At 56.0% G+C, this 20,557-nt stretch carries 19 protein-coding genes and 1 tRNA gene; 13 read left to right on the forward strand and 7 right to left on the reverse strand.

Annotated elements, in window-relative coordinates:
* Positions 1-122: 122 nt before the first annotated feature.
* Positions 123-198 (forward strand) — tRNA-Trp (locus HCH49_RS21530).
* Between the two features lie 97 nt (positions 199-295).
* Here HCH49_RS21530 and hdfR read toward each other — a convergent pair.
* Entirely contained in the window at positions 296-1,117 is an 822-nt protein-coding gene (gene hdfR / locus HCH49_RS21535) for an HTH-type transcriptional regulator HdfR (RefSeq protein ID WP_214580483.1), read from the reverse strand.
* A 118-nt stretch (positions 1,118-1,235) separates the two neighbouring features.
* Here hdfR and HCH49_RS21540 point away from each other — a divergent pair, with 118 nt between their 5' ends.
* On the forward strand, positions 1,236-1,574 hold the full coding sequence (locus tag HCH49_RS21540) for a DUF413 domain-containing protein (RefSeq protein WP_023309658.1): 339 nt from the start codon (positions 1,236-1,238) through the stop codon (positions 1,572-1,574).
* A gap of 30 nt (positions 1,575-1,604) precedes the next feature.
* Here the strand turns inward: HCH49_RS21540 and HCH49_RS21545 are convergent, their stop codons facing one another.
* Entirely contained in the window at positions 1,605-3,125 is a 1,521-nt protein-coding gene (locus tag HCH49_RS21545; RefSeq protein WP_221703326.1) for a YifB family Mg chelatase-like AAA ATPase, read from the reverse strand.
* Positions 3,126-3,466: 341 nt separating this feature from the next.
* Here HCH49_RS21545 and ilvL point away from each other — a divergent pair, with 341 nt between their 5' ends.
* The 7 genes from ilvL to ilvA all read left to right on the forward strand — a co-directional run bounded on the left by ilvL (position 3,467) and on the right by ilvA (position 10,017).
* A complete protein-coding gene (gene ilvL / locus HCH49_RS21550; protein WP_001311244.1) occupies positions 3,467-3,565 on the forward strand; it encodes an ilv operon leader peptide in 99 nt (32 codons plus the stop codon).
* An 86-nt stretch (positions 3,566-3,651) separates the two neighbouring features.
* Entirely contained in the window at positions 3,652-3,702 is a 51-nt protein-coding gene (gene ilvX, locus HCH49_RS21555; protein ID WP_166792073.1) for a peptide IlvX, read from the forward strand.
* Positions 3,703-3,704: 2 nt separating this feature from the next.
* On the forward strand, positions 3,705-5,351 hold the full coding sequence (gene ilvG / locus HCH49_RS21560) for an acetolactate synthase 2 catalytic subunit (RefSeq protein WP_064673098.1): 1,647 nt from the start codon (positions 3,705-3,707) through the stop codon (positions 5,349-5,351).
* Positions 5,348-5,611 (forward strand): acetolactate synthase 2 small subunit, encoded by a 264-nt coding sequence (gene ilvM / locus HCH49_RS21565; protein WP_024907956.1) that lies wholly within the window; start codon positions 5,348-5,350, stop codon positions 5,609-5,611. Before ilvG ends, ilvM begins: the two co-directional genes overlap by 4 nt.
* Before the next feature lie 18 nt (positions 5,612-5,629).
* Positions 5,630-6,559, forward strand: a complete 930-nt coding sequence (gene ilvE, locus HCH49_RS21570) for a branched-chain-amino-acid transaminase (RefSeq protein ID WP_221703327.1) — start codon at positions 5,630-5,632, stop codon at positions 6,557-6,559.
* A 60-nt stretch (positions 6,560-6,619) separates the two neighbouring features.
* Complete coding sequence (gene ilvD / locus HCH49_RS21575) at positions 6,620-8,470, forward strand: dihydroxy-acid dehydratase (protein WP_059347432.1); 1,851 nt, start codon at positions 6,620-6,622, stop codon at positions 8,468-8,470.
* A gap of 2 nt (positions 8,471-8,472) precedes the next feature.
* Entirely contained in the window at positions 8,473-10,017 is a 1,545-nt protein-coding gene (ilvA, locus tag HCH49_RS21580) for a threonine ammonia-lyase, biosynthetic (protein ID WP_096150382.1), read from the forward strand.
* Between the two features lie 45 nt (positions 10,018-10,062).
* Here ilvA and ilvY read toward each other — a convergent pair whose 3' ends face one another.
* A complete protein-coding gene (gene ilvY / locus HCH49_RS21585; protein WP_032641403.1) occupies positions 10,063-10,953 on the reverse strand; it encodes an HTH-type transcriptional activator IlvY in 891 nt (296 codons plus the stop codon).
* A gap of 152 nt (positions 10,954-11,105) precedes the next feature.
* On the opposite strand from ilvY, the gene ilvC reads away from it, so the two are divergent.
* The gene (gene ilvC, locus HCH49_RS21590; RefSeq protein WP_023333828.1) at positions 11,106-12,581 is read left to right on the forward strand and encodes a ketol-acid reductoisomerase; all 1,476 of its coding nucleotides are present in this window, start codon (positions 11,106-11,108) and stop codon (positions 12,579-12,581) included.
* Positions 12,582-12,673: 92 nt separating this feature from the next.
* On the opposite strand, the gene ppiC (HCH49_RS21595) is transcribed toward ilvC, so the two are convergent.
* Entirely contained in the window at positions 12,674-12,955 is a 282-nt protein-coding gene (gene ppiC, locus HCH49_RS21595; RefSeq protein ID WP_023309650.1) for a peptidylprolyl isomerase PpiC, read from the reverse strand.
* A 50-nt stretch (positions 12,956-13,005) separates the two neighbouring features.
* A complete protein-coding gene (ppiC, locus tag HCH49_RS21600) occupies positions 13,006-13,287 on the reverse strand; it encodes a peptidylprolyl isomerase PpiC (protein ID WP_023309649.1) in 282 nt (93 codons plus the stop codon).
* Positions 13,288-13,399: 112 nt separating this feature from the next.
* Between ppiC (HCH49_RS21600) and rep the strand changes: the two genes are divergently transcribed.
* Positions 13,400-15,424 (forward strand): DNA helicase Rep, encoded by a 2,025-nt coding sequence (gene rep, locus HCH49_RS21605; protein WP_032646096.1) that lies wholly within the window; start codon positions 13,400-13,402, stop codon positions 15,422-15,424.
* A 58-nt stretch (positions 15,425-15,482) separates the two neighbouring features.
* On the opposite strand, the gene gppA is transcribed toward rep, so the two are convergent.
* Positions 15,483-16,967: a guanosine-5'-triphosphate,3'-diphosphate diphosphatase gene (gene gppA, locus HCH49_RS21610; RefSeq protein WP_033146916.1), complete on the reverse strand. Its 1,485-nt coding sequence runs from the start codon at positions 16,965-16,967 to the stop codon at positions 15,483-15,485.
* 6 nt (positions 16,968-16,973) lie between these two features.
* Complete coding sequence (gene rhlB / locus HCH49_RS21615; protein WP_023309646.1) at positions 16,974-18,242, reverse strand: ATP-dependent RNA helicase RhlB; 1,269 nt, start codon at positions 18,240-18,242, stop codon at positions 16,974-16,976.
* Positions 18,243-18,386: 144 nt separating this feature from the next.
* Here rhlB and trxA point away from each other — a divergent pair, with 144 nt between their 5' ends.
* Positions 18,387-18,716, forward strand: coding sequence for a thioredoxin TrxA (gene trxA, locus HCH49_RS21620; RefSeq protein ID WP_006179218.1), 330 nt, complete (start codon positions 18,387-18,389; stop codon positions 18,714-18,716).
* A 345-nt stretch (positions 18,717-19,061) separates the two neighbouring features.
* Positions 19,062-20,321, forward strand: coding sequence for a transcription termination factor Rho (rho, locus tag HCH49_RS21625; RefSeq protein ID WP_008501566.1), 1,260 nt, complete (start codon positions 19,062-19,064; stop codon positions 20,319-20,321).
* Positions 20,322-20,557: the final 236 nt, after the last annotated feature.

A 20,557-nucleotide genomic window follows, 5' to 3' on the forward strand; every position in this document is an offset into this window, starting at 1 on the left:
AGTTCAGTCGGTTAGAATACCTGCCTGTCACGCAGGGGGTCGCGGGTTCGAGTCCCGTCCGTTCCGCCACTTATTAAGACATTAAGCCTGCCTTGTTGGCAGGCTTAATGGCAAAAAACTTTAGGGGCGTAGCTCAGTTGGTAGAGCACCGGTCTCCAAAACCGGGTGTCGCGAGTTCGAGTCTCTCCGCCCCTGCCATATAGAATCCTTTGCTTCGGCAAAGGATTTTTTTTGCCTGAAACACGGCAGATAATTCTCTTCTTAATTTCAGCCAGCATCCCTGCTGGCTGATGCATCAATCCATTACATTGATTTTTAAAAGATCTTTTATCTGTGATTGCTTATCACTGTTTTGCAGCCAAATTGCATACAGCGGCCTGGTAAGCGTGGTGGAATCCAGCACGGTGTGCAGCCCTGCTTTAGCGTCTGCCCAGCGAACAGGTAACCAGGTACAACCTTTCAGCAGGGGCAGCTGCTGACAGGCGATCTCTGCCGAGCTGGTCGTTAACTGCGGAACATCATCAGGTGCAATCAGTCCCGTCTCGTGCTGCTGAAAATCCGGTCCCCATTCCAGGCGTAAATAAGTCAGGTCTGCCTTCATCATCGAAGGTTCGGACGCATAAAGTGCCAGGCCAAACTGGCCCACAATCTGGCTGCTAAATTCGTCCATCTTGGGGGCTTCGGTTGTGATCAGAAGATCAAGCTGGCGCTCATGAAGTTGCTTAACAAGCGACTGCCGTTGCGCAATTCTGGCCTCAAATTGCAGGTGGCCATGTGAATGATACAGTCGGGTAAGCCACTGACTTAGCATGCATTCCCACAGAGAAGCGCTGGCTCCTATCGAGAACTCATTATGCCTCGAAGTATGTGCCACCTCTTTACGTGCCGCCTGCCAGGTATTCATGAGCGTTTCTGCGTACGGCAGCAGTTTCTCACCGGCAGGCGTTAAGCGAATATTGTTGCGATGGCGGGTAAAAAGATTCACACCCAGTTGATTCTCCAGCTGTCGAATACGAAAACTGACTGCTGACTGCGTCAGGTAAAGGGCTTCAGCTGCTCGCCCAAAGTGGCGTGTTCTGCTCACTTCAAGGAAAGTTTTAAGCAATTCCGTATCCACATCTTTCTCCGCAAAATTATTTGTCGTTATGATTTAAATGTTTTGTTTTACACTCTGTCAAGCGTAACTAATACTCCGCGCCATAAATAGCTCGGCCAAAGAATTAGGAGCGTGTAGGATGGCGGAAAGCTTTACGACGACTAATCGTTTTTTCGACAATAAACATTATCCGCGCGGGTTCTCTCGTCACGGCGATTTCACCATCAAAGAAGCTCAACTGCTTGAGCGCCATGGTTATGCCTTTAACGAGCTGGATCTGGGTAAGCGTGAACCTGCAACCGAAGACGAAAAACAGTTTGTTTCTGTTTGCCGTGGTGAGCGTGAGCCGGAGTCTGAAGCGGAACGCGTATGGATCAAGTACATGGCGCGCATTAAGCGTCCTAAGCGCTTCCATACGCTGTCTGGCGGCAAGCCACAGATGGAAGGTGCAGAAGACTACACCGAGTCTGATGACTAAAGAGAAGAGAAGGGGCTACGGCCCCTTTTTTTATGCCAGCAATTTCTGCAAATGCAGCAGCAAACGATCGATAGCGCGGTAGCTCAGCGCCTCCTGCAAATGTTTCCTCTCAATGTCATTGCACCCCTCTACGTCAGCAATGGTTCTGGCCACCTTCAGCAAACGCTGCCACGCACGTATGGACAGCCCGAACCGCGTAAACGTCTCCTCCAGCCATCCCGCATCCTCAACATTAAGTGAACAAAACTGCCGGATCCCGGCATTATCCAGCCGTGCATTCAGCCTGTTCTGACGAGCGTACTGCCGCGTCTGAGCAGCAATCACCCGTTCGCGTACCTCCGCTGAGCTTTCACCCGTTATGCCCGTTTGCCTGAGCAGACCCGGCGGGGGAAGGGGAACTTCGAGGGATAAATCGAAACGGTCGAGGAACGGGCCGGATAACTTACCCAGATAGCGCAACGTCTGCTCTGGCGTACAGCGGTTATGGTTGCCCTGGTAGTGACCCGTCGGGCTGGGATTCATCGCCGCGACCAGCTGAAACTGTGCGGGATAGCTTATTTTGGCTCGCGTGCGTGAGATATGTATCTCACCGGATTCAATGGGCTCTCTTAGTGCATCCAGTACACGGCGCTCAAATTCAGGCAGTTCATCAAGAAACAGAATGCCATTGTGTGCCAGCGAGATCTCTCCCGGCCCCGGAATCGCCCCGCCGCCGACCATTGCCGTCAGTGAAGCGCTATGATGCGGGGAACGAAAAGGACGACGGCGCCACTGTTTTTGCAACGACGTCGAACTGATAAGGCTATATATGGCGGCGCTTTCCAGCGCTTCATGATTATTGAGCGGTGGAAGTAACCCACTCAACCTGCTTGCCAGCATGGTTTTACCCGTACCTGGCGGCCCAATTAACAGAAGATTGTGTCCACCTGCAGCCGTAATCTCCAGCGCCCGTTTCCCTTGCTCCTGTCCCATAATCTCGCTGAGATCCTCTGGTGCATCCGCTATAACATCATCACACTCCTCCGGCTCGGACAGTTCATGTCGCCCTTCCAGCCAGGCACAAACTTCCTGTAAATGCCCGGCGATGAGACACCCCTTCTCGGCGATAAGACTCACTTCTGATGCGTTTTCATTGGCGACAATGATTTGCCGCCCTGCTCGTATGGCTTCCAGCGCTCCCGATATCGCACCGGGAACGCCTCTTAACGCGCCTGTGAGCGCGAGTTCGCCAACGAACTCATACGAGCCTAGCCGTGTCGTATTAAGCTGCTCAGAAGCCGCGAGAAGGGCAATTGCGATAGGTAAATCGTATCGTCCCCCCTCTTTAGGCAAATCGGCGGGGGCAAGGTTGATGGTGATCTTCTTCGCGGGGAAGGTATAACCGCTATTTATTATTGCGCTGCGAACGCGATCCCTGGCCTCTTTAACCGTCGTTTCAGGTAACCCGACAAGCGTGAGTCCGGGTAGCCCATTGCTCAAATGAACCTCGACGGAAATAAGCGGTGCCTTTACCCCGAGAGCCGCACGCGTATAAACAACTGACAGTGACATTTGCACTACCTCCTGGCGTGACTATGCCAGCACCTGCTTTGTCTGTTTAGCGTCATTTTGCGAATTTACGCCGCCTGTTCAGGGATTTTAAGCGCACACTGAAACCCTTGCATAACCGTGGAAGCCTCCTCGCAGAATGTAAAAAGCCCCGTTTTGACGCTAAGAACCGCAGTGAAAAAATGAAAAATATTCATTTTCTAATTTCCGTATATAAAACAACGGTTTTAAGAAATATGATTCGCGGCCTAATCAAATCCGTCATAAATAAATCTTGTGTTTGATTTAAAAACTGTGATAACTCTTTAGGTATTCCTTCGAACAAGATGCAAAAAGAACTGAAAATGACAGCCCTTCTACGAGTGATTAGCCTGGTCGTGATTAGCGTGGTGGTGATTATTATCCCACCGTGCGGGGCTGCACTTGGACGAGGAAAGGCTTAGAAATCAAGCCTTAACGAACTAAGACCCCCGCACCGAAAGGTCCGGGGGTTTTTTTATGACTAAAAAATGTAAATGAGGAGCAGAGAATGACGACTAGCACAAAATTCTGTTTCTCCCGATTTATGACGGGGAACTAACTATGAATGGGGCACAGTGGGTAGTACATGCGTTGCGCGCGCAGGGAGTCGAAACCGTATTCGGTTATCCGGGTGGCGCAATTATGCCGATTTACGATGCACTGTATGACGGCGGCGTGGAACATCTCTTGTGCCGACACGAGCAGGGCGCAGCGATGGCAGCCATTGGCTACGCCCGCGCGACCGGTAAAACCGGCGTGTGTATGGCGACTTCAGGCCCGGGCGCAACGAACCTGATCACCGGCCTGGCTGACGCGCTGCTGGATTCCGTTCCCGTTGTCGCCATCACCGGGCAGGTGGCGTCGCCGTTCATCGGTACCGATGCTTTCCAGGAAGTTGACGTCCTCGGTTTATCGCTGGCCTGCACCAAACACAGCTTCCTCGTCCAGTCTCTGGAAGAGCTGCCGCGCGTAATGGCAGAAGCGTTCGACGTGGCAAACTCCGGTCGTCCCGGTCCGGTTCTGGTTGATATCCCGAAAGATATCCAGGTGGCTCTCGGCGATCTGGAACCGCACTTCTCTACCGTTGAAAGCGACGATGCGTTTCCGGAAGCGGAAGTTGAAGAGGCCCGTCAGATGCTGGCCCAGGCGAAACAGCCGATGCTGTACGTCGGCGGTGGCGTAGGCATGGCGCAGGCCGTTCCTGCCCTGCGCGAATTTATCGCAACAACGCAGATGCCAGCGACCTGCACGCTGAAAGGTCTCGGTGCAGTCGACGCGGATTACCCCTACTATCTGGGCATGCTGGGGATGCACGGCACCAAAGCGGCAAACCTGGCGGTGCAGGAGTGCGATCTGCTCATCGCCGTCGGTGCCCGTTTTGACGACCGCGTCACCGGCAAGTTGAATACCTTTGCGCCGAACGCCAAAGTCATTCATATGGATATCGACCCGGCGGAGATGAACAAGCTGCGTCAGGCGCATGTCGCCTTGCAGGGCGATCTCAACGCGCTGTTACCGGCATTGCAGCAGCCGCTGGATATCAGCGCATGGCGTCAGCACACCGCAGACATGCGCGCCGAGCACGCCTGGCGTTACGACCATCCCGGCGAGGCCATCTACGCGCCGCTGCTGTTGAAGCAGTTGTCCGACCGTAAACCGGCTGACAGCGTCGTCACTACCGACGTAGGCCAGCACCAGATGTGGTCCGCGCAGCACATGACCTACACCCGTCCGGAAAACTTCATCACCTCCAGCGGGTTAGGGACGATGGGCTTCGGTCTGCCGGCAGCCGTTGGCGCGCAGGTTGCCCGCCCGAACGATACCGTTATCTGTATCTCCGGTGACGGCTCCTTCATGATGAACGTTCAGGAGCTCGGCACCGTTAAGCGTAAGCAGTTGCCGCTGAAAATCGTCTTGCTCGACAACCAGCGTTTAGGGATGGTTCGCCAGTGGCAACAGCTGTTCTTCCAGGAGCGCTACAGCGAAACGACTCTCACCGATAACCCAGATTTCCTCACCCTGGCCAGCGCCTTCGGCATCCCTGGTCAGCACATCACCCGTAAAGATCAGGTTGAAGCGGCGCTCGACACCATGCTGAACAGCGATGGGCCTTACCTGCTTCATGTCTCAATCGACGAACTCGAGAACGTCTGGCCGTTGGTACCGCCTGGTGCCAGTAACTCACAAATGATGGAGAAATTATCATGATGCAGCATCAGGTCGCCGTACAGGCTCGCTTCAACCCGGAAACCTTAGAACGCGTTTTGCGTGTGGTGCGTCATCGTGGTTTTCAGATTTGCTCTATGAATATGGAGACGGCCACTGACGCCCGGAATATCAGTATCGAATTAACCGTTGCCAGCCCGCGGTCGGTCGACTTACTGTTTAGTCAGTTATCAAAGCTGGTAGACGTTGCCCATGTTGCCATCTGCCAGAGCACAACCACATCACAACAAATCCGCGCTTAAGCGTGACAGGACGAAAAAATGACGACAAAAAAAGCTGATTACATTTGGTTCAACGGTGAGATGGTTCGCTGGGAGGACGCGAAGGTCCACGTGATGTCCCACGCGCTGCACTACGGTACCTCCGTATTTGAAGGCATCCGCTGCTACGATTCTCACAAAGGGCCAGTGGTGTTCCGCCATCGCGAACACATGCAGCGTCTGCATGACTCAGCCAAAATTTATCGTTTCCCGGTTTCACAAAGCGTTGATGAGCTGATGGAAGCCTGCCGCGACGTGATTAGCAAGAACAACCTGACCAGCGCCTATATTCGTCCGCTGGTCTTCGTAGGCGATGTCGGTATGGGCGTGAACCCGCCAGCCGGCTATACCACAGATGTGATCATTGCCGCATTCCCGTGGGGTGCCTACCTGGGTGCTGAAGCCCTGGAGCAGGGGATCGACGCAATGGTCTCTTCCTGGAACCGCGTGGCGCCAAACACTATTCCGACCGCCGCGAAAGCAGGCGGTAACTATCTCTCCTCATTGCTGGTCGGTAGCGAAGCGCGCCGCCACGGCTATCAGGAAGGTATCGCCCTGGATGTGAATGGCTACATCTCTGAAGGTGCGGGTGAAAACCTGTTTGAAGTGAAAGACGGCATTTTGTTCACGCCGCCGTTCACCTCGTCCGCGCTGCCGGGCATCACCCGCGACGCCATCATCAAGCTGGCGAAAGATCTGGGTATCGAAGTGCGCGAGCAGGTGCTGTCCCGCGAATCCCTGTATCTGGCGGATGAAGTGTTCATGTCCGGTACGGCGGCTGAAATCACGCCGGTACGCAGCGTGGACGGTATCCAGGTGGGCGAAGGCCGCTGTGGCCCGGTCACCAAACGTATTCAGCAAGCGTTCTTCGGCCTCTTCACCGGCGAAACAGAAGATAAATACGGCTGGTTGGATCAGGTTAATCACTAAGCATAAATTTGGGACGGCACGCACCGTCCCATTAAATAGTCAGACGGGAGTCAATAAAGCATGCCTAAGTATCGTTCAGCCACCACCACCCACGGCCGTAATATGGCGGGAGCCCGCGCGCTGTGGCGCGCCACCGGAATGACCGACGCCGATTTCGGCAAGCCGATTATCGCCGTGGTGAACTCCTTCACCCAGTTTGTACCGGGCCACGTGCACCTGCGCGATCTCGGTAAGCTGGTTGCCGAGCAAATCGAAGCCTCCGGCGGCGTGGCAAAAGAGTTCAACACCATTGCGGTGGATGACGGTATCGCGATGGGGCACGGGGGCATGCTCTATTCACTGCCGTCGCGCGAGCTGATCGCCGACTCCGTAGAATATATGGTTAACGCCCACTGCGCCGATGCGATGGTCTGCATCTCCAACTGCGACAAAATCACCCCGGGGATGCTGATGGCCTCCCTGCGCCTGAACATTCCGGTGATCTTCGTCTCCGGCGGCCCGATGGAAGCGGGGAAAACCAAGCTCTCCGACAAAATCATCAAGCTCGACCTGGTTGATGCGATGATCCAGGGCGCGGACCCGAAAGTCTCTGACGAGCAGAGCGACCAGGTGGAACGCTCCGCGTGTCCGACCTGCGGCTCCTGTTCCGGTATGTTCACCGCCAACTCCATGAACTGCCTGACCGAAGCGCTGGGCCTGTCTCAGCCGGGCAACGGTTCGCTGCTGGCGACCCACGCCGACCGTAAGCAGCTGTTCCTCAACGCCGGTAAGCGCATCGTTGAGCTGACCAAACGCTACTACGAGCAGGACGACGCCAGCGCGCTGCCGCGCAACATTGCCAGTAAAGCCGCGTTCGAAAACGCCATGACGCTGGATATCGCCATGGGCGGCTCCACCAACACCGTACTGCACCTGCTGGCCGCCGCGCAGGAAGCCGAAATCGACTTCACCATGAGCGACATCGATAAGCTCTCCCGCAAAGTCCCGCAGCTGTGTAAGGTCGCGCCGAGTACCCAGAAGTACCATATGGAAGACGTACACCGCGCGGGCGGCGTGCTGGGCATTTTGGGCGAGCTGGATCGCGCCGGGCTGCTGAACCGTGAAGTGAAAAACGTGCTCGGCCTGACGCTGCCTGAGTCGCTGGACCAGTACGACGTGATGCTGACCAAAGACGACGCGGTGAAAAAGATGTTCCGCGCCGGTCCTGCCGGGATTCGCACCACCCAGGCGTTCTCGCAGGATTGCCGCTGGGACACTCTGGACGACGACCGCGCCGAAGGCTGCATCCGCTCGCTGGAACATGCCTACAGCAAAGACGGCGGTCTGGCCGTGCTGTACGGTAACTTTGCGGAAAACGGCTGCATCGTGAAAACCGCAGGCGTGGACGACAGCATCCTGAAATTCACCGGTCCGGCGAAGGTATACGAAAGCCAGGATGAAGCGGTAGAGGCGATTCTCGGCGGCAAAGTGGTGGAAGGCGACGTGGTTGTCATTCGCTACGAAGGGCCGAAAGGCGGCCCGGGCATGCAGGAGATGCTCTACCCAACCACCTTCCTGAAATCCATGGGACTCGGTAAGGCGTGTGCGCTGATCACCGACGGACGTTTCTCCGGCGGCACCTCCGGCCTCTCTATCGGCCACGTTTCGCCGGAAGCGGCAAGCGGCGGCAACATCGCCATCATCGAAGATGGCGACCTGATCGAAATCGACATTCCGAATCGCGGCATTCAGCTGAAGCTGAGCGACCAGGAAATTGCGGCCCGTCGTGAAGCGCAGGAAGCCCGCGGCGACAAAGCCTGGACGCCGAAAGACCGCCAGCGTGAAGTCTCCTTCGCTCTGCGCGCCTACGCGAGTCTTGCCACCAGTGCAGATAAAGGCGCGGTGCGCGATAAATCTAAACTTGGGGGCTAATGATGGCCGAGTCACAACCCTTATCCGCCGCCCCTGAGGGGGCGGAATACCTGAGAGCGGTGCTACGCGCGCCGGTCTATGAAGCCGTGCAGGTCACGCCCCTGCAGAAAATGGAAAAACTCTCTTCGCGCCTCGACAACGTCATTCTGGTGAAGCGCGAAGACCGTCAGCCGGTGCACAGCTTTAAGCTGCGCGGCGCCTACGCGATGATGGCCGGGCTGACTGACGAGCAGAAAGCGCGCGGCGTGATTACCGCGTCTGCGGGCAACCACGCCCAGGGCGTGGCGTTCTCGTCTGCTCGCCTGGGGTTGAAAGCGCTGATCGTGATGCCGGTTGCTACCGCAGATATCAAAGTCGACGCGGTGCGCGGTTTCGGCGGCGAAGTGCTGCTCCACGGGGCTAACTTTGACGAAGCCAAAGCCAAAGCGATCGAGCTGGCGCAGCAGCAGGGTTTCACCTGGGTGCCGCCGTTCGACCACCCGATGGTGATTGCCGGGCAGGGCACGCTGGCGCTGGAACTGCTGCAGCAGGATGCCCATCTCGACCGCGTCTTCGTCCCGGTAGGCGGCGGTGGCCTGGCCGCAGGCGTGGCGGTGCTGATCAAACAGCTGATGCCGCAGATCAAAGTCATTGCCGTTGAAGCGGAAGACTCTGCCTGCCTGAAAGCGGCGCTGGATGCGGGTCATCCGGTAGATCTGCCGCGCGTCGGGCTGTTTGCCGAGGGCGTGGCGGTGAAGCGCATTGGGGATGAAACCTTCCGCCTGTGTCAGGAGTATCTCGACGATATCGTCACGGTTGATAGCGACGCCATCTGCGCGGCGATGAAGGATCTGTTCGAGGATGTGCGTGCGGTGGCGGAACCGTCAGGCGCGCTGGCGCTGGCGGGGATGAAAAAATACATCGCGCAGCACAACATTCGCGGCGAGCGGCTGGCGCACGTGCTGTCTGGTGCCAACGTGAACTTCCACGGCCTGCGCTACGTTTCCGAGCGCTGCGAGCTGGGCGAACAGCGGGAAGCGCTGCTGGCGGTGACGATTCCGGAAGAGAAGGGCAGCTTCCTGAAGTTCTGCCAGCTGCTGGGCGGTCGTTCGGTGACGGAGTTTAACTACCGTTTTGCCGATGCCAAAGACGCCTGTATTTTTGTCGGCGTGCGTCTGAGCCGCGGCGTGGAGGAGCGCAAAGAGATCCTCAACCTGCTGCATGAGGGCGGCTACAGCGTGGTCGATCTTTCTGACGATGAGATGGCGAAGCTGCACGTGCGCTACATGGTCGGCGGGCGCCCATCGAAGCCGCTTAAGGAACGTCTGTTCAGCTTCGAGTTTCCGGAATCGCCGGGCGCGTTGCTCAAGTTCCTGCACACGCTGGGCACGCACTGGAACATCTCTCTGTTCCACTACCGCAGCCACGGCACCGACTATGGCCGCGTGCTGGCGGCGTTCGAACTGGGCGAGCACGAGCCGGATTTCGAAACGCGGCTGAACGAGCTGGGCTATGAGTGTCACGACGAAACCCATAACCCGGCCTTCCGCTTCTTCCTGGCAGGCTAAGGGCTGAGCTGCGTGTAGGCCGGGTAAGCGCAGCGCCACCCGGCTTTAGTGGTTTGGCAATATCTGCCAGAACGCATCAATAAGCGGCTCATGCAGCCGCTTTTTTTGTGCGCACACGCCAAGCTCAAACGGCGTCTTCTCGTCGCTGCGCTCCAGAATCATCACGCGATTGCGCACCGGTTCGGGGCTGTTTTCCAGCACCACTTCCGGCAGCAGCGCCACGCCGCAGCCCAGCGCCACCATCGACACCATCGCCTCATGGCCGCTGACCGTGGCGTAAATCGACGGGTTGCTGATTTTCTGACGGCGGAACCACAGCTCGATACGGCGGCGCACCGGCCCCTGATCGGCCATGATAAACGGCACCGTCGACCAGTCCGGTTTTTCCACCGACACCTGGTTACGCACCGGGCAGGGCAGCGCCGGCGCGATCAGCACCACCGCCAGATTCTCCAGCATTGAGAATGCCACCGCGCCCGGCAGGGTTTCGGGTTTCCCGGCAATGGCGAGATCCGCTTCGCCCGTCACCACTTTTTCCATTGCGTCGGAGGCGTCGCCGGTGGTGAGCTTAATTTCAACCGACGGATGCGCCGCGCGGAAGCGGTCAAGAATGGGCGGCAGATGGCTGTAGGCGGCGGTCACGGAGCAGAAAATATGCAGCTCGCCGGAAAGCGACGGCCCCTGCTGGTCAATTGAGTGCCGCAGCTGCTGGTACTGTAGCAGCGTCTGCTGGGCAAAAATGCGCAGCTCTTCACCTGCTTCCGTGAGGGTGACGGTGCGGTTATCGCGCACGAACAGCGGCTGGCCGAGGTCCTCCTCAAGGCGCTGGATCTGGCGTGAAAGCGTGGAGGGGCTAACGTGCATCGCCCGGGCGCTGCGGCCAAAATGGCGGCTTTCCGCCAGGTGCAGGAACATTTTCAGATCGCGTAAATCCACCGATTCCACTCCCTCTTTTTACATTGCAAAAATTGCAATATGACGTTGTGAATATATCAATTTCCGCAATAAATTTCCTGTTGTAATGTGGGTACATTCTCGCTGAAACGCGAACCGAACAATAAGACACACAACATCACGAGGTATCACCCATGGCTAACTACTTTAATACACTGAACTTGCGCCAGCAGCTGGCGCAGCTGGGCAAATGCCGCTTCATGGCGCGCGATGAATTTGCCGATGGCGCGAGCTACCTTCAGGGTAAAAAAGTGGTCATCGTCGGCTGTGGCGCACAGGGTCTGAACCAGGGCCTGAACATGCGTGACTCCGGTCTGGATATCTCCTACGCCCTGCGCAAAGAAGCAATTGCCGAGAAGCGTGCTTCCTGGCGCAAAGCGACCGAAAACGGCTTCAAAGTGGGCACCTACGAAGAGCTGATCCCGCAGGCGGATCTGGTGGTTAACCTGACCCCGGACAAACAGCACTCTGACGTTGTGCGTTCCGTACAGCCGCTGATGAAAGACGGCGCCGCGCTGGGTTACTCCCACGGCTTCAACATCGTTGAAGTGGGCGAGCAGATCCGTAAAGACATCACCGTGGTGATGGTGGCACCGAAATGTCCGGGTACGGAAGTACGCGAAGAGTACAAACGTGGCTTCGGCGTGCCGACGCTTATCGCAGTTCACCCGGAAAACGATCCAAAAGGCGAAGGCATGGCGATTGCCAAAGCGTGGGCAGCGGCGACCGGTGGCCACCGTGCGGGCGTTCTGGAATCGTCCTTCGTTGCCGAAGTGAAATCTGACCTGATGGGCGAGCAGACCATTCTGTGCGGTATGCTGCAGGCCGGTTCTCTGCTGTGCTTCGACAAGCTGGTGGAAGAAGGCACCGACCCGGCCTACGCGGAAAAACTGATCCAGTTCGGCTGGGAAACCATCACCGAAGCGCTGAAGCAGGGCGGTATTACGCTGATGATGGACCGTCTGTCCAACCCGGCAAAACTGCGTGCTTACGCGCTGTCTGAACAGCTGAAAACCATCATGGCACCGCTGTTCCAGAAACACATGGACGACATCATCTCCGGCGAATTCTCTTCCGGCATGATGGCGGACTGGGCGAACGACGATAAAAACCTGCTGACCTGGCGTGAAGAAACCGGTAAAACCGCGTTCGAAACCGCGCCGCAGTATGAAGGTAAAATCGGCGAGCAGGAGTACTTCGATAAAGGCGTACTGATGATCGCGATGGTGAAAGCAGGCGTTGAGCTGGCGTTCGAAACCATGGTGGATTCCGGCATCATCGAAGAGTCCGCGTACTACGAATCTCTGCACGAGCTGCCGCTGATCGCGAACACCATCGCCCGTAAGCGTCTGTACGAAATGAACGTGGTGATCTCTGATACCGCAGAATACGGTAACTACCTGTTCTCTTACGCCTGCGTACCGCTGCTGAAAGAGTTTATGACTACTCTGCAGACGGGCGATCTGGGTAAAGCGATTGCGGAAGGTGCCGTGGATAACGCGCAGCTGCGTGATGTGAACGAAGCGATTCGCAGCCACCAGATCGAGAAAGTGGGTCACAAACTGCGTGGCTACATGACCGATATGAAGCGTATCGCGGTAGCGGGTTAACACCAGGTGCGGGCTGATGCCCTCACCCCGGCCCTCTCCCACGGGGAGAGGGTGAAACATTAAAGGCCTTCTCTTAGAGAAGGCCTTGCTGTTTATTTCCGATACAGCACTTTGATAATGTGGTAGCCGAACTGCGTGTGCAGCGGGCCGGTTGGCTCCAGCACCGGGCAGGAGAACACCACTTTATCGAACGCCGGAACCATCTGACCCTGGCGGAACTCACCCAGATCGCCGCCGCGTTTGCCTGACGGGCAGATGGAATGCTTCTTCGCCAGCTTGCCGAAGTCGGCACCGTTTTTAATCTGCTCCAGAAGATCTAAAGCCAGTTTCTCTTCTTTAACGAGGATGTGCACTGCTGCTGCTGTTTTTGCCATGATCGTGCCTTGAATAGGTTGAAATAAATCGGGGCGCAATATACCACGCGTCAGCGGCGATAAAGCACCTTAATGATATGGTAGCCAAATTTGGTTTTTACCGGGCCGTAGGGCTTCAGAAGCGGGCAGCTAAAGACCGCCCGATCGAACGGGCCGACCATCGCACCTTGTTGAAACTCGCCGAGATCCCCGCCATTGCGCCCGGACGGGCATTTAGAGTAGCGCTTTGCCAGATGATCAAAGCTGATGCCGCGCTCCAGCTTGGCCAGGATCTCCTGGGCCAGTTTCTCTTCTTTTACCAGAATATGCAGGGCTGCTGCGGTCTTTTTCATGGTTCTGCTCTACGGGTTAAACGCGATTTCTCCACTTTATCATTAGCCGGTAAATCTGCGCCCGGCTTTCTGCTACAATCCACTCCCCGTTCGAAGATTGAGCAACACTCCCATGCGTTTAAACCCTGGACAACAACAAGCGGTCGAATTCGTTACTGGACCATGCCTGGTGCTGGCAGGGGCCGGATCGGGTAAAACCCGCGTGATCACCAACAAAATCGCCCATTTGATCCACAATTGCGGATATCAGGCGCGACACATTGCGGCGGTCACCTTTACCAATAAAGCGGCGCGCGAGATGAAAGAGCGCGTCGGCCAGACGCTGGGCCGTAAAGAAGCGCGTGGCCTGATGATCTCCACCTTCCACACGCTGGGGCTGGATATCATCAAACGCGAGTACGCGGCGCTGGGAATGAAGTCCAACTTCTCGCTCTTCGATGACACCGATCAGGTGGCGCTGCTCAAAGAGCTCACCGAGGGGCTGATCGAAGATGATAAAGTGCTGTTGCAGCAGCTGATCTCGACGATCTCGAACTGGAAAAACGATCTGATGACGCCGGCCCAGGCCGCGGCGATCGCCAAAGGCGAACGGGATCGGATCTTCGCCCACTGCTACGGTCTGTACGATGCGCATATGAAAGCGTGCAACGTGCTGGACTTTGACGACCTGATCCTGCTGCCCACGCTGCTGCTGCAGCGTAATGAAGAGGTGCGCGAGCGCTGGCAGAATAAAATCCGCTACCTGCTGGTGGATGAATATCAGGACACCAACACCAGCCAGTACGAGCTGGTGAAGCTGCTGGTGGGGCAGCGCGCGCGTTTCACCGTGGTAGGCGATGACGACCAGTCAATTTACTCCTGGCGCGGTGCACGCCCACAAAACCTGGTGCTGCTGAGCAAAGATTTCCCTGCCCTGCAGGTGATTAAGCTGGAGCAGAACTACCGCTCCTCCGGGCGTATCCTGAAGGCGGCAAACATCCTGATTGCCAATAACCCGCACGTATTTGAGAAGCGTCTCTTCTCCGAACTGGGCTACGGCACGGAGCTGAAAGTGCTCAGCGCCAACAATGAGGATCATGAAGCGGAGCGCGTGACGGGCGAACTCATCGCTCACCACTTCGTCAACAAAACCGAATATAAGGATTACGCGATCCTCTATCGCGGCAATCACCAGTCGCGCGTCTTTGAAAAGATGCTGATGCAGAACCGCATTCCGTACAAAATTTCGGGCGGCACGTCGTTCTTCTCACGGCCAGAAATCAAAGATCTGCTGGCCTATCTGCGGGTGCTAACTAACCCGGATGACGACAGCGCGTTTCTGCGCATCGTGAATACGCCTAAACGCGAGATTGGTCCGGCGACGCTGCAAAAGCTCGGCGAGTGGGCGATGACCCGCAACAAAAGTATGTTTACCGCCAGCTTCGACATGGGGCTGAGCCAGACGTTAACCGGACGCGGGTATGACTCGTTAACCCGCTTCACCCACTGGCTTGGCGAAGTGCAGCGTCTCGCGGAGCGCGAGCCGGTGGCGGCAGTGCGCGATCTCATTCACGGCATCGACTATGAGTCCTGGCTGTATGAAACCTCAGCCAGCCCGAAGGCGGCTGAGATGCGCATGAAAAACGTTAACCAGCTCTTCAGCTGGATGACCGAAATGCTTGAGGGCTCTGAAATCGACGAGCCGATGACCCTGACGCAGGTGGTCACTCGCTTTACCCTGCGCGACATGATGGAGCGCGGCGAGAGCGAAGAAGAGGCCGATCAGGTTCAGCTGATGACGCTGCATGCGTCAAAAGGGCTGGAGTTCCCGTATGTGTATCTGGTCGGCATGGAAGAGGGATTGTTGCCGCACCAGAGCAGCATTGATGAAGACAACGTCGACGAGGAGCGCCGTCTGGCCTACGTGGGGATCACCCGCGCGCAGAAAGAGCTGACGTTCACGCTGTGTAAAGAGCGCCGCCAGTACGGTGAACTGGTACGCCCGGAGCCGAGTCGTTTCCTGCTGGAACTTCCGCAGGATGACGTGATCTGGGAACAGGAGCGCAAAGTGATTACCGCAGAAGAGCGGATGCACAAGGGTCAGGCTAACGTGGCGAACATCCGCGCTATGCTGGCAAAAGCCAAAGAGAAAGGATGAGTTCGAAGGGGTTGTAGGCCGGGTAAGGCGAAGCCGCCACCCGGCAATGTTCAGCGTATTACTTTACCTCAAGCACCCAGTGCACGTAGCTCTGCCACTGGCACTCCTGCTCGATCATCTCTGCCCCTAACGGGTGACGATCAATCCATTTCTCCGGCAGCGCCAGCGAAAGCTTCTCGTCATCGGCCACCAGATTAATGGCAGGCAGCAAATCATCGCGGCGGCGGCTGGCAAACAGGATCGCCAGACGCAGCAGGCGGCACAGATGCTCGGCCACGCGAGGCGGTACGGCGTTTTGCTGATGCAAAGAGGAGAGATCGACGGCGTTGGTCTGGTTCAGCAGCAGCGTGGCCAGCAATTTTTTCTGCGCAGGCGTATAGCCCGGTAAATCCAGGTTTCGCACCAGATACGCTGCATGAGCCGGTGCCTGCTTAAAATCAATGCTCAGCCCCACTTCATGTAGCGCACAGGCGCTCAGCAGTAAATCCCGGCTCAGATGGTCAAGATCCCAGACGTTAGCAACCTGATCGGCGAAGCGTGACGCCAGCTGCGATACGCGTCCTGCCTGATCGATATCAACCAGAAAACGACGCTGAACGTTGCGCAGGGTACGGCTGCGGATATCCTGATCGACCGACAGATGTAACATCCCGTAGACCAGACCTTCGCGCAGCGCGCCGCCGGCCAGGGTCATACACTGGATGTTCAGCTCGGTGAAAATGGCGATAAGAATAGCCAGCCCGCTCGGGAAGACCAGCGCGCGTTCCAGCGTCAGGCCTTCAATTTCCAGCTCTTCCAGGCGTCCGCACTGAATGGCGCGCTGTTTCAGCTGCTGAAGTTTGGCTAGCGTAATCCGCTCGTCCATTCCCTGCGCCATCATGATTTCCTGCAGAGCCTGCACGGTACCCGAGGCACCCACGCAGACTTTCCAGCCGTGATAGCGCAGCTCGTCCATCACCGGGCGTAATACCTCGCGCGCGGCGTTTTCTGCCTCGTCGAAGTTCTCTTTCGCCAGGTTCCGATCGGTAAAGTAGCGCTCAAGCCAGGTCACGCAGCCCATCGACAGGCTGAACAGCGACGTTGCCTGCGCGCCGGTGCCGGTCACAAGCTCGGTACTGGCACCGCCGATATCCACCACCAGACGGCGATCGTCACCTCCCGTGGTGTGCGCAACGCCCTGGTAAATCAGGCGAGCTTCTTCTTCACCGCTGATAACCTGTACCGGACAACCCAGAATTTCCTGCGCTCTGGCGATGAAATCCACGGCGTTGACCGCCAGGCGGAGTGTCGCAGTGGCGACCACGGTAATTTGGGCGTGCGGGATATCCTGCAGACGTTCGGCAAAGAGCCGCAGACACTGCCAGCCACGTTCCATGGCTTCAGGGGAGAGGTGATTATCGCTGCTCAGGCCCGCCGCGAGGCGGACCTTGCGCTTGATGCGCGTCAGCGTTTGTATGCTTCCCGCCACCTCGCGCACAACCAGCATATGAAAACTATTCGAACCGAGATCAATTGCCGCATAAAGCGAGGTGGAGCTGAGCATATTTTCTTAACCTGAACGACGACGATTACGCGGCGCGCCACCTGAACGACGCGGACCATTGCCGGAGCGTGGGCGGGTTAGACGCTTAGGCGGCGGCAGTTCGCTTAACAGCGCTTCCGGATTGTATTTGCTCTGCGGGATAGAGTGACCGATATACGTCTCAATGGCTGGAAGATTCAGCGCATACTCTTCACACGCAAGGCTAATCGAGTGACCGCTTGCGCCCGCACGACCGGTACGACCGATACGGTGTACGTAGTCTTCGCAGTCGTCTGGCAGATCGTAGTTAAAGACGTGCGTCACGGCCGGAATGTGCAGACCACGAGCAGCAACGTCGGTTGCGACCAGAATATCGAGATCGCCACGGGTAAACTCTTCCAGAATACGCAGGCGTTTTTTCTGCGCCACGTCGCCGGTCAACAGGCCAACACGGTGACCGTCTGCAGCCAGATGGCCCCAGATGTCTTCACAACGGTGTTTGGTGTTCGCGAAGATAATGGCGCGATCTGGCCACTCTTCTTCAATCAGCGTTTGCAGCAGACGCATTTTCTCTTCATTGGAAGGGTAGAAGAGCTCTTCTTTAATGCGGTGACCCGTTTTCTGCTCCGGTTCCACTTCTACATATTCGGCGTTGTTCATCTGTTCGAACGCCAGCTCGCGTACGCGATAAGAAAGGGTAGCGGAGAACAGCATGTTCAGACGCTGATTGGCCGGCGGCATGCGGCGGAACAGCCAGCGAATGTCTTTAATGAAGCCCAGATCGTACATGCGGTCAGCTTCATCGAGCACCACAACCTGGATTGCGCCGAGGTTAATGTGGTTCTGTTTGGCGTAATCGATAAGACGGCCGGTGGTACCGATCAGGATATCCACACCGCTTTCCAGCACTTTCAGCTGTTTATCGTAGCCGTCGCCGCCATAGGCCAGGCCAAGCTTCAGTCCGGTAGACTGCGCCAGGGGTTCAGCGTCTGCGTGGATCTGTACCGCCAGTTCTCGCGTCGGTGCCATAATTAGCGCGCGCGGCTGGTTAACTTTGCGGTCTGCAATCGCTGGGTGAGAAAGTAAATAATGAAACGTTGACGTTAAAAACGCCATCGTTTTGCCGGTACCGGTTTGCGCCTGCCCGGCAACATCGCGACCGGCCAGCGTCAGCGGCAGCGCGAGGGCCTGAATGGGCGTGCAGTTATGAAACCCTTTATTTTCAAGGGCTTCAATCACCTTCGGGTGCAGCGCGAAGTCGGAAAACTTCTGTTCTGTTAAATGTGTTTTGCTCATAGTGTGGTAGAATATCAGCTTACTATTGCTTTACGAAAGCGTATCCGGTGAAATAAAGTCAACCTTTAGTTGGTTAATGCGACATCAACACGTCGTTGGTGGAGACAAAACCAACGTACCAGGCTTATTCCTGTGGAGTTATATATGAGCGATAAAATTATTCACCTGACTGACGACAGTTTTGACACGGACGTACTTAAGGCTGACGGGCTGATCCTCGTCGATTTCTGGGCTGAATGGTGTGGTCCTTGCAAAATGATCGCCCCGATTCTGGATGAGATCGCTGACGAATATCAGGGCAAACTGACCGTTGCCAAGCTGAACATCGACCAGAACCCGGGCACCGCACCAAAATACGGTATCCGTGGCATCCCAACCCTTCTGCTGTTCAAAAACGGCGAAGTGGCAGCGACCAAAGTGGGCGCGCTGTCCAAAGGTCAACTGAAAGAGTTCCTGGACGCTAATCTGGCGTAAGGTTTCTCCGCTGTGCGTTCAGGGCTCCCGGCTAAATGATGTGGAACTCTGGACGCCCGGCTGAAGTCGTGCTAAGTTAGCTATGACTTCGTTTTAAACATATCTTGTTGTTTGAATCTTGTTTTACCCGATACTTCCCGTTGTTAACATGAACAGTGCGTGAAGTGGCTAAATTCCGGGCTTGTCACTCAATCCGTCTTGTCGTTTCAGTTCTGCGTTCTTTCCCTGTGACCAGACAGCGAACAGACATGAGTTGATGGCCGCTAAACAGGCATGGATGACCCTGCCATACCATTCACAACATTAAGTTCGAGAATCACCCCGAGTTTAAGAACCCACACCATTATGAATCTTACCGAATTAAAGAATACGCCGGTTTCTGAGCTGATCACTCTCGGCGAAAATATGGGACTGGAAAACCAGGCCCGTATGCGCAAGCAGGACATCATTTTCGCCATCCTGAAGCAGCACGCTAAGAGTGGCGAAGATATCTTTGGCGACGGTGTGCTGGAGATATTGCAAGACGGATTTGGTTTCCTCCGCTCTGCAGACAGCTCCTACCTCGCCGGCCCTGACGACATCTACGTATCCCCCAGCCAAATCCGCCGTTTCAACCTCCGCACTGGTGACACCATTTCAGGTAAGATTCGTCCTCCTAAAGAGGGTGAACGCTACTTTGCGCTGTTGAAAGTCAATGAAGTTAACTTCGACAAACCGGAAAACTCGCGTAATAAGATCCTCTTCGAGAACTTAACGCCGCTGCACGCGAACTCTCGCCTGCGCATGGAGCGTGGTAACGGTTCAACTGAAGACTTAACCGCGCGTGTTCTGGATCTGGCATCACCAATTGGTCGCGGCCAGCGTGGTCTGATTGTGGCACCGCCAAAAGCGGGTAAAACCATGCTGCTGCAGAACATCGCGCAGAGCATCGCTTATAACCACCCAGACTGCGTGCTGATGGTGCTGCTGATCGACGAACGTCCGGAAGAAGTGACCGAGATGCAGCGTCTGGTTAAAGGTGAAGTGGTTGCTTCTACCTTCGACGAACCGGCATCTCGCCACGTTCAGGTTGCGGAAATGGTTATCGAGAAGGCGAAACGCCTGGTTGAGCACAAGAAAGACGTGATCATCCTGCTTGACTCCATCACCCGTCTGGCGCGTGCCTACAACACCGTCGTTCCGGCGTCAGGTAAAGTACTGACCGGTGGTGTGGATGCTAACGCCCTGCATCGCCCGAAACGCTTCTTCGGTGCCGCACGTAACGTGGAAGAGGGCGGTAGCCTGACCATCATCGCCACGGCGCTGATCGATACCGGTTCTAAAATGGACGAAGTAATTTACGAGGAATTTAAAGGTACAGGTAACATGGAACTGCACCTTTCTCGTAAAATCGCTGAGAAACGCGTCTTCCCGGCTATCGACTACAACCGTTCCGGTACCCGTAAAGAAGAGCTGCTCACCACGCAGGAAGAGCTGCAGAAAATGTGGATCCTGCGCAAAATCATCCATCCAATGGGTGAAATTGACGCGATGGAGTTCCTCATTAACAAACTGGCGATGACCAAAACCAACGACGATTTCTTCGACATGATGAAACGCTCGTAACGCAAATAAAGCCAGCGAACGCCACGTTTTTACGTGGCGTTTTTCTTTTATGGACTATACGCTAGTACCATCTACTCCCAATTTTGACCGGTCGGTGCGACAATAGGGTCGTTTGTGCAGCTAAAGAAATAATTGATTGAAAAATATACAAAGGGAGTAGTCAGAAGCCATCTTTATTACTTCTGAGGCTGTGGCTTCATGGTTATACTTCCGGGACTAACATTTGTTGAGAGCAA

The organism is Enterobacter sp. Y17 (genome assembly GCF_019730495.1).
Classification (GTDB): domain Bacteria; phylum Pseudomonadota; class Gammaproteobacteria; order Enterobacterales; family Enterobacteriaceae; genus Enterobacter; species Enterobacter asburiae_B.